This is a genomic window from Arthrobacter sp. BGA-UO-ETr-C19, assembly GCF_059568005.1.
The window spans coordinates 91,395-104,023 of record NZ_JCAQPC010000020.1 but is presented as its reverse complement, the minus strand read 5'-3'; the positions used below and the strand labels follow the sequence as shown (position 1 = coordinate 104,023).

Genomic DNA, 12,629 nt, shown 5'->3' with positions numbered 1-12,629 from the left:
GGCTGCCAGTGTGTCTATGGTGCAGCGGGAGTTGGCGCTGCGCCGCCGCCGGTCTGGCGCGCCGAGGGCGCAGCCGGCTCCGGAAGCTCCGGCAGGAGCGTGGTGTTCAGCACAATGCCGGGTACAGGCCCCGGATCGGACCCCCAGCGCATGGTCCGCTGGGCAGCCGCGACCAGCGAGGAGACTGCCCACCGCCGGGTCTCACCCTCGCTCAGGGCCACCAGGTCACCGTAGACAGGAAGTGTTCCGGCTTCCAGGCTGGCCAGTCCCGCAGCGGGCTTCTGCAGGAACGAGGTGCCCAGCGTGTAGCCCGGTTCGCGGGGAGGAACGGACACACAGTGCACACGGGTGTACGCCTCGGCCTGGCCAACCAGGGTCTCGTGCGTGGCCAGTAGGGAGGCCGCCTGGTCCGCGGCGGACCCGTCCAGGCGCGTCAGCGCCACCTGGTAGCCGTACACCGTCTCAACTTCCGTCCGGACCACCCGGTTCAGGGCGCCAGCCAGCGTGGCATTGCCAGACGGGTCCGCTGTCTGGCTGGACTGGTCACCGTTGCTTGGGCGGGCTGCATCTTGCGACCCGGCGCTGCTGCCCGGGGAACTGCACGCCGTGGCCGCGTTGCCCCGCGTTGCCGTCGGCGCCTCAATCGCAGGGGGCGGTGTTCCGGCAGCCTGTGCCAGCGCCGTCGCCTGAAGCAGCTGAGCGGTCCCTACCGCAGCGAGCAGGCGGGCCATCCCGCCGTCGGCCTTCTCGGCATGGACGAGACGTGCCTTGCCGCTCTTGGACAGCGCCGCTACCAGCGCAGGCAGCGTTGCCGTGCCCGATGGTGCCGTCCCTGACGATGCCGTGGCGGCCGGGCCTGCGCTCCCCGGGGCGCCGGCCGCTGAACCTGCGCCGGCCGCTGGACTTGCGCCGGCCGCAGAACCGGCGGTGGCGCCGCCGGGAAGGAGGAGCGCCCTGGCCTGCGTAGTCAGCAATGTCACAGTGTGCGAAAACAGTTGCCGCCGGGCTCCGGACGACCCGTCCGCGAGCTGCTGGCCGGCAGTCCTCAGGTCCAGGGTTTCGGCAAGGGCGGCGGTGCGCGCCTGCTCGGAGAATGGTGGGGCTGCCGGTGCCGGGGATTCCCGCGGAATCAGCGCAAAACCGAGACTCAGCACCAGGAATGCGGAGAGCGCCAGCAGGCCGTACCGGAGATAGCTGGCCGGCCTTCTTTTTTGCCCGCTGTCGTCATTCACAACAGACCATGTTGTCACGGCCGGCGGGAAGTCCGTGCACCAAGCCGCCCGGAAAATCGCTACGCTAGTAGTCACAACATCATCTAACGGGAGGCGGCCGGCATCGTGAGCAATGCAGAAGCCACGACTTCATCAGACCGGACCAACGCGGGAAAGGCTGAGCCCGCGGCTGTCCACAATCCCGAGGCTGAACGCCTCCGGGCGCTGCTGGAACCCGCGGTCCAGTCGCACCGGCTTTACCTGGAGGATGTTGCCATCCACATCGCAGGTTCCAACCGTGTGGTCCACGTAGTAGTGGATCTGCCGCAGGAAGAAACGGGCGGGGTGAGCCTTGACGTCATCGCCGACATCTCCAAGGAACTTTCCGACATCCTGGACAGCGACCCCAGCACGGACAGCCGTCCCTATGACCTTGAGGTTTCATCGCCCGGCGTGGGGCGGCCGCTGACCGAGCCGCGGCACTGGCACCGCGCCCGCGGCCGCATGGTCAACGTCAACGTGATCCAGGGCGAGAACGTCACGGGCAGGATCAGCTCTGTTGACGACGCCGGTGTGACCCTCGTCCCCGAAATCGCCGTGAAAAAGGGCATGAAGCCCAGGCAGGGCGACCCCGTAAAACTTCCTTTCGACAAGATCCGCAGCGGAAAAGTCGAAATTGAGTTCAGCCGCCTCGACGAGGCCGGTCTGGAAACTGAGCACAATGGACCTTCTGAGGAGGCCTGATGGATATTGACATGAGCGCGCTGAGACTACTGGAGCGTGAGCGCGAAATCCCGCTGGATCTCCTCATCCCCACGATCGAGCAGGCATTGCTTGTCGCCTACCACAAGTCGCCGGGCGCCTTCGAGAAGGCCCGGGCGGAGCTGGACCGCAAAAGCGGCCACGTAACCATCTGGGCCACGGAAATCGACGACGACGGCGCACCCATCGGCGAGTTTGAGCACACGCCGGCCGGATTCGGCCGCATCGCCGCCAGCACCGCCCGGCAGATTATCCTGCAGCGGCTGCGCGACGTAGAGGACGACAACGTCCTGGGTGAATTCAAGGGCCGTGAGGGTGAGCTTGTTGCCGGGCTGATCCAGCAGGGCAACAACCCCCACATGATCCAGGTCAACCTCGGCACCGTCGAAGCACTGCTTCCGCCGCCGGAGCAGGTACCGGGGGAGAAGTACATCCACGGGAACCGGCTTCGCGCTTACGTGATCGACGTGCACCGCGGCACCAAGGGCCCGTCCATCACCCTCTCCCGTTCGCACCCTGGCCTGGTCCGGAAGCTTTTCGAACTGGAGGTCCCGGAGATCGCAGACCGCTCCGTGGAGATTGTCGCCCTCGCCCGCGAAGCCGGGCACCGCACCAAGATCGCCGTCAAGGCGAACACCCCGGGCATTAACGCGAAGGGTGCGTGCATCGGCGAAATGGGTTCTCGCGTGCGGGCGGTCATGACCGAACTGAACGACGAAAAGATCGACATCGTTGACTTCAGCGAGGATCCGGCCTCCTTCATCGCCAGCGCGCTGTCGCCGTCGCGTGTGAATTCAGTCACCATCACCGATGAGGCCACCCGTTCAGCCCGCGTCGTGGTGCCGGACTACCAGCTCTCCCTTGCCATCGGCAAGGAGGGGCAGAACGCCCGCCTCGCCGCCAAGCTGACGGGGTGGCGGATCGATATCGTCTCCGACGCCGCGGCTCCGCGCGGTTAGAAGCGCCGGCCGGTCGGAGGGAAAACCGTCCGGCACAAGCGCCTGGCCGGATCGAACTGCCCGCCCCTTCGGCGGGCAGTTTCGGTTTCCGGTTTCGGGTATGGGCCCCGTGAGGGGCTAGAATAGAACTTGGCCGCGCCTAGCGGCCGGCATCAGCGTGTTCGGACGCCGGGCCCTGCCGAAAGGCAGTGGCGGGTGGCCGGGCAGGCAGATAGGTACAGGCAGGAAGATACTCGGCAGTGGCACACGTGCAACAACTCGGGAATCAGCCGCAGCGTACCTGCATCGGATGCCGGAAAAAGGGGCCGCGGTCAGAGTTGCTCCGGCTCGTCTCCGACACCGGCGGTTCGTCCGTCGTCGTGGTGGATGAACGACGCCGGATGGCTGGCCGGGGTGCATGGCTGCACCCCAGCGAAGCGTGCCTGGCCCTGGCGGTCAAGCGGCGAGCCTTCGGAAGGGCCCTCAACGGGTCAACCGGAACCGCCGCCGTCGAACGCCGGATAACGGCAGGAGCGCACGCTGCGGACGTCCCGGCGTCTGCAGTACCAACCGTCCAACCTGAAAGCGGGTCAGAAATCTGATGGAAACCCGATGAGTTCCCAGCGATGAGTGCGTAACGATGACAACTTTGTTGCGCTCTGCAATGGGCCTTTCAGCTGTAACCGCAGCGGGGGCCCGCAGTAAGAAGTAGACGGTTCGTGCCTGGCTCGGTGCGGACCGAGACAGGAGAAATGTGGCCAAGGTCCGCGTACATGAGCTTGCAAAAGAGCTCGGTATTACTTCCAAAGATGCAGTAACCAAACTGCAGGAACTGGGCGAATTTGTTCGCTCCGCCTCTTCCACCATTGAGGCCCCCGTGGTGCGGAAACTCCGCAACGCGTTCCCGGCTGCCGCCGCTTCGAAGTCCGAAGCCCCCGCAGCTGCCCCCAAGTCCCCGGCCAGGCCGGCAGAAACCCGTACCGCGCCGGCTCCCGGCCCCGCTGCCCCCAAGGCTGCGGCGCCTGCTCCGGCTCCCGCTCCGGCACCGGCACCCAAGGCCGAGGCGCCTGCAGCTCCGGCTGCTCCCGCCGCTCCGGCTGCCGCAGCGCCTGCTGCGCCCTCCACCGGCGCCAAGCCGGGAGCACGTCCCGCGCCCAAGGCTGAGACCCCCTCACGTCCGGGCGGCGCTCCGCGTCCCGGCGGCCCACGCCCCGGCAACAACCCCTTCGCCACGTCCCAGGGCATGCCCCGCGGCCGCGGAGGAGACGGCGAACGTCCGCCGCGCCCGGGCAACAACCCGTTTGCAACGTCCCAGGGCATGCCCCGTCCCGGCGGCGGCCGCACTGACGGCGAGCGTCCCGGCGGCCCGCGTCCGGCAGCCGGTGCAGGCGGACCCCGCCCCGGTGCTCCGCGTCCCGGGGCTACGCCCGGCCCGCGTCCTGCCGCCGGTGCAGGCGGCCCCCGTCCCGGCGGTCCCCGTCCGGGTGCCGGTGGAAACCGGCCCACGCCTGGCATGATGCCTAACCGTACCGAGCGTCCCGCACCTGCAGGTGCCGGCCGTCCCGGCGGCGGCGGACGCGGCCCCGGCCGTCCCGGCGCTCCCGGAACCGGCGGTCCCGGTGGCGGCGGCGGTGCTCCGGCCGGCGGTGGCTTCGGCAAGGGTGGCCGCGGTCGCGGTGGCACTCAGGGTGCGTTCGGCAAGGGCGGCGCTGGCCGTGGGAAGCAGCGCAAGTCGAAGCGCGCAAAGCGCCAGGAACTTGAGCAGATGAGCGCACCGTCGCTGGGTGGCGTGAGCGTACCCCGCGGCGACGGCAACACCGTTATCCGGCTTCGCCGTGGCTCGTCCATCACGGACTTCGCCGACAAGATCGAGGCGAACCCCGCCGCACTGGTTACCGTGCTCTTCCACCTCGGTGAAATGGCAACGGCAACCCAGTCGCTGGACGAGGACACCTTTGCACTCCTTGGTGAGGAACTCGGCTACAAGCTGCAGGTCGTTTCGCCGGAGGATGAGGAGCGCGAGCTGCTCAGCGCGTTCGATATTGACGTCGAAGCCGAACTCGAGGCCGAAGGCGACGAAGAGCTTGAGGCACGTCCTCCGGTAGTCACCGTCATGGGTCACGTTGACCACGGTAAGACCCGCCTGCTCGACGCCATCCGCAACTCGGACGTCGTCGCCGGCGAGCACGGTGGCATCACGCAGCACATCGGTGCCTACCAGATCAGCCACGAGCACGAGGGCGCGCTCCGCGACATCACCTTCATCGACACCCCGGGTCACGAGGCGTTCACCGCCATGCGTGCCCGTGGCGCGAAGGTCACGGACATCGCCATCCTGGTTGTGGCAGCGGACGACGGCGTGATGCCCCAGACCGTTGAAGCCCTCAACCACGCCCAGGCGGCCAACGTGCCGATCGTCGTGGCCGTGAACAAGATCGACAAGGAAGGCGCGAACCCGGACAAGGTCAAGGGCCAGCTCACCGAGTACGGCCTGGTTCCCGAAGAATACGGTGGCGACACCATGTTCGTTGAGGTCTCTGCCCGCCAGAACGTCAACATCGACGAGCTCATCGACGCCGTGCTGCTGACCGCCGACGCCGCGCTGGACCTGCGGGCCAACCCGGACAAGGCCGCCCGAGGCATCGCCATCGAAGCGAACCTGGACAAGGGCCGCGGTTCCGTGGCCACCGTCCTGGTGCAGTCCGGTACCCTCGCGGTCGGCGACACGATCGTGGCCGGCACGGCCCACGGCCGCGTCCGCGCAATGTTCGACGAAGACGGCGAAGCCCTCGACGTCGCACTGCCGTCCCGTCCGGTCCAGGTCCTCGGCCTGTCCAACGTGCCGCGTGCCGGTGACACCTTCCTGGTGACCGCCGACGAGCGCACCGCCCGCCAGATCGCCGAAAAGCGTGAAGCGGCCGACCGCAACGCCCAGCTCGCCAAGCGCCGCAAGCGCATCAGCCTGGAAGACTTCGACCAGGCCGTCGCCGAAGGCAAGATCGACACCCTCAACCTCATCCTCAAGGGTGACGTCTCCGGTGCCGTGGAAGCCCTCGAAGACGCGCTGCTCAAGATCGACGTTGGCGAAGGCGTCCAGCTCCGCGTTATCCACCGCGGTGTTGGTGCGATCACGCAAAACGACGTCAACCTGGCTACGGTCGACAGCGCCGTCATCATCGGCTTCAACGTCAAGCCTGCCGAGCGTGTTGCCGAACTGGCAGACCGCGAAGGCGTGGACATGCGCTTCTACTCCGTCATCTACGCAGCAATCGATGACATCGAGCTGGCTCTCAAGGGCATGCTCAAGCCGGAGTACGAAGAGGTCCAGCTGGGCACGGCCGAGGTCCGCGAAGTGTTCCGTTCCTCCAAGTTCGGCAACATTGCAGGCTCCATCGTTCGCTCGGGCATCATCCGACGCAACGCGAAGGCCCGCATCAGCCGCGGCGGCAAGGTTATCGGCGACAACCTCACGGTGGAGACGCTCAAGCGCTTCAAGGACGACGCCACCGAGGTCCGCACGGACTTCGAGTGCGGTATCGGACTTGGCTCGTACAACGACATCACCGAAGGCGACATCATCGAGACCTTCGAGATGCGCGAGAAGCCGCGCGTCTAGTCGTGTGAGTTTCACAGGTGCGGGGCCGTTGGGTTTTTCCCGGCGGCCCCGCGCTTTCGCCCGACCCGGGAGCCTCCGAGTTTTGGGGGCGCCCCGCCCCTACGCGGGGTGGCTTGGGATCTTCGATCCCGAGCCACCCCGCTCCGGCACCGGAGCTGGCCTTCCCAACACTCGCAAGCTCGTGTCGGGGCCCGCGGCCATCTCCTTAGATGCCACTCCCGGGCCCCCTCAATCGCTACGCGCTAACGTTGTTCCATGCCTTGGCGCGTCCCAGTTTTCTATTTCTATCCAGGAGGATGTAATGGCTGATCCGGCACGCGCTGCCAAGATGGCGCAGCGGATTAAGGTTGTTGTTGCTGAGGCTCTGGGCCGGAAGGTGAAGGATCCCCGGCTCGAGGGGATTACTGTCACTGATGCCCGTGTGACCAATGACCTGCAGCATGCCACCGTCTACTACACGGTGTTCGGTGACCAGGCCGCGCAGGCTGACGCCGCGAAAGGCCTGGAGAAGGCCAAAGGTGTGCTGCGGCAGGAAGTGGGCCGGAACATCACTGCCCGTCTTACTCCCACACTCGAGTTCGTGGCCGACCAGATCCCCGTGAACGCCTCCAACCTCGAGGAACTGCTCCGGGAGGCCAAGCGGCGCGATGCCGAGGTGGCTGCCCTGGCGGAGAAGGCCAAGCACGCCGGCGATGCCGACCCGTACAAGAGCGACGTCCAACCGGACGTGGAAATCGACGAAGACGACTTCGACGAAGAGGACCTCGACCTGGCGGACGGCGAGGCAATCGACGAGGACCGGAACCGCTAGCGTTCCCGGCTTTGCACGGCGGAGCCGATGCCACCAAGCGCAGCAAAGGGTGCGGCAGGATCTATGCGATCCTGCCGCACCCTTGCTTCTTGCTGTCCCTACTCGTCACTAGTCATCCAGCGGGGCCTTCACGACTCGGCCGTCGGGTGCCGCATTCGGCGCCGGCAGGGAGTTGACCGTCGCGTAGATGCTCCCGCCCCTGATGTCGACGTCGGCTGTGAGCATTCCCGGAAGGACCACCGTCTGCTTGCTTGAGTGGGCAGACAGACGCAGCACGCCCTTGCCGAAAAGGGATGCGACGTACACGTGCCCGTCGTCGTCCATGTCCAGGCCGGTGGGTGACATCACGTTGTCGGCGAAAAGCTTCACGTGGCCGTTGTGGGGATTGATCTTGTACACCGCTCCGCGGGCACCCAGCGCCGGATCCTCCGGTCCGCCGGGCAGCACGGAGACGTACAGCCAACCATCCGGTCCGCGCCTGACGTCGGTGGGCACGGGCTCGAAGCGGTAGCTGTGGCCGGCGATGCAACCCGGAAGTTTGAGGGCCGCGGCCTCCGTAGCGGTGAACGTGTGCGGCCGGGCGGGCAGCACGGCAACGGTTTCGGCCTCGCCTGACTCGACGTCGACCGAAACGATGGCGTTGGCTCCGGCGTCAGCAACATAGATGGTGTCGCCATAGACGTCGATTCCATAGGGATGCGAATCGATCTGGCCCTTGTAGGAAACCGGCACATCTTTGGGTAGCTTCGCAACGCAGGCGGCGGGTAGGTCCTTGAAGCCGTAGCTCGTGCCGCCGTCGGCGTTGTGCTTCATCTCCAGGGCAGCGAGGTCGCCGAAGGTGCGGTGTTTCCCGTCGGCATCGATGCTTCTGATGTGTCCGGCCAACGGCCTCGGATCCATGGGGCCGGCGCCCTGGCTCTCGGCGACGTATATGGTGCGCCCGCGGCGGTCGCTGCCTGCCACATCCCAGGCCGCGTTCCGGTAGACCACCGATTTGCTGCCGTCCCGGGCGATTTTCGTCAGTTGCCCTGCGAATTCCTCGCTGACCAGAACCGATCCGTCCTGCCCGTCGCTGAGGTGGAGCGGGCTCAGCAGGCCCTTGGCAAGCATGGCCGGTGCGGACTGGCTCCCTTCCTTGGCTGCCGGGGTCGCATGGCCCGCCGGGGACGCCGACAAAAGGAGTGAGGCAGCCGCCAAAGCCGCCAAAAGTGCTCGTTGCTTTTCCATACCGTCTCCAATGTCAATGGTGCGCATCCAGAACATTGAGACCGATATGTGGTCCGAAAATCGGGTCCCCCGACGCCCGTATTCTAAGCCCGGCTTTCGGGGCATGTCGATGGCGCTACACCACGACCGTTCGCTTTGGACTCCGCTTCGGACCGTGCGGGAGAAATTCTTGGGGCCCTTTGCCGGCGGGGCTAATAATGTCAGGCCCCCGGATCAGACTGGATCCATGGAAGCCACTGGGGGATTCACCGCAGACCGGGCCGGACGGCCCGGTGTCGGTGGGTTGGTTTCCGTTTCGGGGAACGACGGCGGTGGCCGGCCTGATCGGCTTCCTTCCGAGGGCGGCACGTCGGTCGGCGGGTCGGCCAACGGCCGGTCGCACAGCGTCGGGGCTAATAATGTCAGACCCCCGGACCAGACTGGATCCATGGAAGCCACTGGGGGATTCACCGCAGACCGGGCCGGACGGCCCGGTGCCGGTGCGTGGGTTTCCGTTTCGGGGAACGACGGCGGTGCCTGGCCTGATGGGCTGCCTTCCGAGGGCGGCACGTCGGTCGGCCGGTCGGCCAACGGCCGGTCGGCTAACGGCCGGTCGGACAGCGGCGGGGCTAATAATGTCAGACCCCCGGACCAGAATGGGTCCATGGAAGCCATTGGGGGATTCACCGCAGACCGGGCCGGACGGCCCGGTGCCGGTGGGTTGGCTACTGCCGGCGCCAACGCCTTGCAGGTCGTTTCTTCCGAAGCCGACGTGGTGGACCACGCCCTTGATTTGCTGTCATCGGACGCGATCACCGCCGAAGACACGGGGTTGTGGGGTTTCGGGCAGGCCGCGGATTTCGCGGGCCGGGTCGAGAAGCTCTCCCGCCACGTGGAGCATCTGCAGGTGATCGCATCCGGCGCTGTGGACCGGGCCCGCACCACGGCGCTCACCACCGCCGCGTCACCCCTCGTCCCGACGCCCGGTGTTGATGCCGGCCCGGGTCCGGGGGATGACGGGGCCCGCACCACTGTCGAGTTCCTGCAGGCCAGGCTGCGGATCACCGCCGCCGAAGCCCGCCGCCGCCTCTCCCTGGCCGACGCCGTGCTGCCCCGGGCAGGGTTCGGCGGCCAGCAGCTCCCGCCCCGCTACGAAGAACTCGCCGCCGCGCTCAGCACCGCCCGGATCAGCTCACGCGCCGGGACCACCATCGCCCTGGCCCTGGACCGGGCCCGGCACTTCACCACCCCGGACGTCACCGCCGAGATGGAACACGCCCTGACCCGCACCGCCGTCGAAAGCGACGGCGACTTCCTGACCCGGGTCACCAAACACTGGGCCGAGGCCATCGACCAGGACGGGACCGAACCCTCCGAACCGGCCCTCCGCCAGATCCAGGGCGCCTTCATCCGCCGCCCCAAACACGGCCTGCAGCACCTGGAAATTTTCGCCACCGCCGAACAGTTCGAAACCCTCACCACCGTCATGAACACCGCCACCAACCCCCGCACCCCGGCCCCCGGCACCCCAACCAGCACCGACGGGACCAGCACCGACGGGACAGGTGGCGGCGGGACCGGTGGTGACGGGGACGCTGAACAGGGCGGCCTTGCCGGCTGGGACACCCCGGGCCTGCCGGAGATCCCCCTGGATCACCGGTCACAGGGCCAAAAGAGACTCGACGGGCTCGTCGGCGCCTGCCAAACCGCCCTCACCACCGACACCCTGCCCGCCAACGGCGGCCACCGGCCCCAGATCCTGGTCACCATCAACTACCGCGACCTCCTCGCCGAACTCCAGCAACGGCACGATCTTCAGGGAGCGCAAAGTGCACAGTGGTTCCAGGGCGCGCAGGGCCCCCGGCCGGGCCACACCGGCCGGACCGGCGACGGCACCGCCCTGTTCGCGTTCACCGGGCCCGTGAACCCGGCCACGATCCGCAAAATCGCCTGCGACGCCGACATCATCCCCGTCGTCCTCGGCAGCGAAGGCCGCATCCTGGACATCGGCCGCGCCTCACGCGTCTTCCCGCCCCACATCCGCAAAGCCATCATGGCCCGTGACCAGGGCTGCGCCTTCCCCGACTGCACCATCCCCGCCCCCTGGTGCGAAGCCCACCACATCACCTACTGGTCCCAAGGCGGCACCACCAGCACCGGCAACGGCGTCCTCCTCTGCACCCATCACCACCACCTCATCCACAAAGAACACTGGACCATCGAAGTCACCAACGAGGTCCCCTGGTTCAAACCCCCACCAGAACTCGACCCCCACCGAAAACCCCGCCGCAACCACTACTTCCGCTCACGACCCCAACACGAATAAACGGAACCCGGCTGTCCCGCAGCGCCATGAGGCTGGCTATGATCAGACCATGCGCGCCCACCCATCAGCTGCAGACGTGACCGAATACTTGACCGAAGCTGTGGCATTGGCCCAGCGGAACGTCGCGGCCGGCGGCGGGCCCTTCGGCGCGCTGGTGGTAACAGCCGATGGCACCGTCCACGAGGGGGTCAATCGCGTCACCCGGGACAACGACCCCACAGCCCATGCCGAGGTGGTGGCAATACGGACCGCCGCGGCAGAGACCCGGAACTTTGATCTCAGTGGCGCTGTCCTATACGCCAGCTGCGAGCCCTGCCCGCTGTGCCTCGCGGCGGCGCTCTGGGCGCGGATCGACCGCGTGTACTTCGCCGCCGACCGGCATGGTGCAGCAGCCGCGGGATTTGACGACGCGCTCTTCTACGAATACTTCGGCGGCTCCCGGCCGGAACTGTTGCCCGTCAGCCACACCCCGGTTCCGACGTCGGGCAACCCGTTCGATGCCTGGCGCAATAACGCCGAACGTACCGACTACTGAAACCTCTTACCGGGTCGGGCTACCTCCGGGGGAGTCTGCCCACGCCCTCGACCAGTTCGCTTTGGTCGCCGCACAACGCTATGCGGATCCAGCCCTCGCCGATGGAGCCAAAAGCGGTTCCCGGAGCAAAGGAGACGCCGGCCTCGGCCAGGAACTGCTTGACCCAGGCCCGGACGTTTCCGCCGCTCACGTGCGAGACGTCCGCCCACAGGTAGAACGCCCCCTGCGCGCTCAGGAAGGGAATGCCCCTGGCGGCCAACACGGCCGACGCCGCGTCGCGGTTGGCACGGTAGTGCGAGTGAGCCTGCGACACATAGTCCTGTGGACCGGTCAACGCGGCGAGCGCCGCATACTGGGAAGGTGACGCCACGCAGGAGACGATCGCCTCCATGACGTTGTTCATCCGCTGCTCCAGTCCTGGCGGGCACACCAGTGCCCCGATGCGCAGGCCGGTGAGCCCATACGTCTTGGACAGTGTCAGCGACGTGAACACGCGTGCTTCGCCGGCGGCAGTGCTATCGAACCGGGCAGGACTCACGTGCGGGACGTCGTACGTGAAGGCCTCATAGCATTCGTCCGAGATGATCCACAGGTCGTGGCGGCGAGCGAGTTCCACCAGTTCCCGGGTTGAGTCTTCCCGGAGGACGGCGCCCAAGGGGTTCGACGGCGAGTTGAGCATGAGCACCCGCGTCCGGTCCGTGATGAGCGCCTCGATGTCCGCGATCCGGGGTTGGAAATCGTGCTGGGGGTAAAGCGGATACTCCACGGGGACGGCATGCAGCAGCCGGCTGGTCATGGCAAACGTGGGATAGCCCGGATTGGGAATCAGGATTTCGTCGCCGGGTGCGAGCAGCAGGCTCATGGCGAAGTGCAGGCCCTGCTGGGCGCCGTCGACCACATAGACGCGGTCCGCCCCGATGTCTACGCCGGACTGCTCCCGGAACCTGGCGGCAAAAGCCTCGCGGAGCGGCGGGATCCCGGCGTTCGGAGTGTAGTTGGTCTCGTCGCGGTCCAGGCACGCGATTCCGGCATCCAGGACATGGCGGGGGAGCGGGAACCCGGGCTCGCCGATGCTCAGGATCAGCGCCCCGGGGGTTCGCCACGCTGCCTCGGTGATCTCGCGGATCTGGTTGACGGGTACGTCGCGTATGTGCGCGGAAAGCTCGGGCATGACTGCCATCCTAGCGCCGGGCCCGCCGCGGCCCCCGACGCGGCCCGATACCC

At 67.2% G+C, this 12,629-nt stretch carries 10 protein-coding genes; 7 read left to right on the top strand and 3 right to left on the bottom strand.

Annotated elements, in window-relative coordinates:
* Window positions 1–14 precede the first annotated feature (14 nt).
* Window positions 15–1,232 carry a DUF4439 domain-containing protein gene (locus AC57BR_RS12740; RefSeq protein ID WP_496361063.1) on the bottom strand — a complete coding sequence of 406 codons (1,218 nt, stop codon included), beginning with the start codon at window positions 1,230–1,232 and terminating at the stop codon, window positions 15–17.
* Between the two features lie 105 nt (window positions 1,233–1,337).
* Here AC57BR_RS12740 and rimP point away from each other — a divergent pair, with 105 nt between their 5' ends.
* The 5 genes from rimP to rbfA all read left to right on the top strand — a co-directional run bounded on the left by rimP (window position 1,338) and on the right by rbfA (window position 7,338).
* Window positions 1,338–1,955 (top strand): ribosome maturation factor RimP, encoded by a 618-nt coding sequence (rimP, locus tag AC57BR_RS12735; RefSeq protein WP_496361061.1) that lies wholly within the window; start codon window positions 1,338–1,340, stop codon window positions 1,953–1,955.
* Window positions 1,955–2,932 carry a transcription termination factor NusA gene (gene nusA, locus AC57BR_RS12730; RefSeq protein WP_496361059.1) on the top strand — a complete coding sequence of 326 codons (978 nt, stop codon included), beginning with the start codon at window positions 1,955–1,957 and terminating at the stop codon, window positions 2,930–2,932. The genes rimP and nusA overlap by 1 nt, the downstream gene beginning before the upstream one ends.
* Before the next feature lie 239 nt (window positions 2,933–3,171).
* The gene (locus AC57BR_RS12725; protein WP_496361057.1) at window positions 3,172–3,513 is read left to right on the top strand and encodes a YlxR family protein; all 342 of its coding nucleotides are present in this window, start codon (window positions 3,172–3,174) and stop codon (window positions 3,511–3,513) included.
* A 152-nt stretch (window positions 3,514–3,665) separates the two neighbouring features.
* Window positions 3,666–6,527 (top strand): translation initiation factor IF-2, encoded by a 2,862-nt coding sequence (gene infB / locus AC57BR_RS12720; protein WP_496361055.1) that lies wholly within the window; start codon window positions 3,666–3,668, stop codon window positions 6,525–6,527.
* A 301-nt stretch (window positions 6,528–6,828) separates the two neighbouring features.
* A complete protein-coding gene (gene rbfA / locus AC57BR_RS12715; protein ID WP_496361053.1) occupies window positions 6,829–7,338 on the top strand; it encodes a 30S ribosome-binding factor RbfA in 510 nt (169 codons plus the stop codon).
* Window positions 7,339–7,446: 108 nt separating this feature from the next.
* Here the strand turns inward: rbfA and AC57BR_RS12710 are convergent, their stop codons facing one another.
* Complete coding sequence (locus AC57BR_RS12710; RefSeq protein WP_496361051.1) at window positions 7,447–8,565, bottom strand: ScyD/ScyE family protein; 1,119 nt, start codon at window positions 8,563–8,565, stop codon at window positions 7,447–7,449.
* 643 nt (window positions 8,566–9,208) lie between these two features.
* Here AC57BR_RS12710 and AC57BR_RS12705 point away from each other — a divergent pair.
* Window positions 9,209–10,870: an HNH endonuclease gene (locus AC57BR_RS12705; RefSeq protein ID WP_496361049.1), complete on the top strand. Its 1,662-nt coding sequence runs from the start codon at window positions 9,209–9,211 to the stop codon at window positions 10,868–10,870.
* Between the two features lie 49 nt (window positions 10,871–10,919).
* On the top strand, window positions 10,920–11,405 hold the full coding sequence (locus tag AC57BR_RS12700) for a nucleoside deaminase (RefSeq protein ID WP_496361047.1): 486 nt from the start codon (window positions 10,920–10,922) through the stop codon (window positions 11,403–11,405).
* A gap of 19 nt (window positions 11,406–11,424) precedes the next feature.
* On the opposite strand, the gene AC57BR_RS12695 is transcribed toward AC57BR_RS12700, so the two are convergent.
* Window positions 11,425–12,576, bottom strand: coding sequence for a pyridoxal phosphate-dependent aminotransferase (locus AC57BR_RS12695; protein WP_496361045.1), 1,152 nt, complete (start codon window positions 12,574–12,576; stop codon window positions 11,425–11,427).
* Window positions 12,577–12,629 lie beyond the last annotated feature (53 nt).

Bases quoted from the DNA above. Each gene is read 5' to 3' on its own strand.
- AC57BR_RS12695 (WP_496361045.1), bottom strand. From the start codon at position 12,576: ATGCCCGAGCTTTCCGCGCACATACGCGACGTACCCGTCAACCAGATC.
- AC57BR_RS12700 (WP_496361047.1), top strand. From the start codon at position 10,920: ATGCGCGCCCACCCATCAGCTGCAGACGTGACCGAATACTTGACCGAA.
- AC57BR_RS12705 (WP_496361049.1), top strand. From the start codon at position 9,209: ATGGAAGCCATTGGGGGATTCACCGCAGACCGGGCCGGACGGCCCGGT.
- nusA (WP_496361059.1), top strand. From the start codon at position 1,955: ATGGATATTGACATGAGCGCGCTGAGACTACTGGAGCGTGAGCGCGAA.
- AC57BR_RS12710 (WP_496361051.1), bottom strand. From the start codon at position 8,565: ATGGAAAAGCAACGAGCACTTTTGGCGGCTTTGGCGGCTGCCTCACTC.
- rbfA (WP_496361053.1), top strand. From the start codon at position 6,829: ATGGCTGATCCGGCACGCGCTGCCAAGATGGCGCAGCGGATTAAGGTT.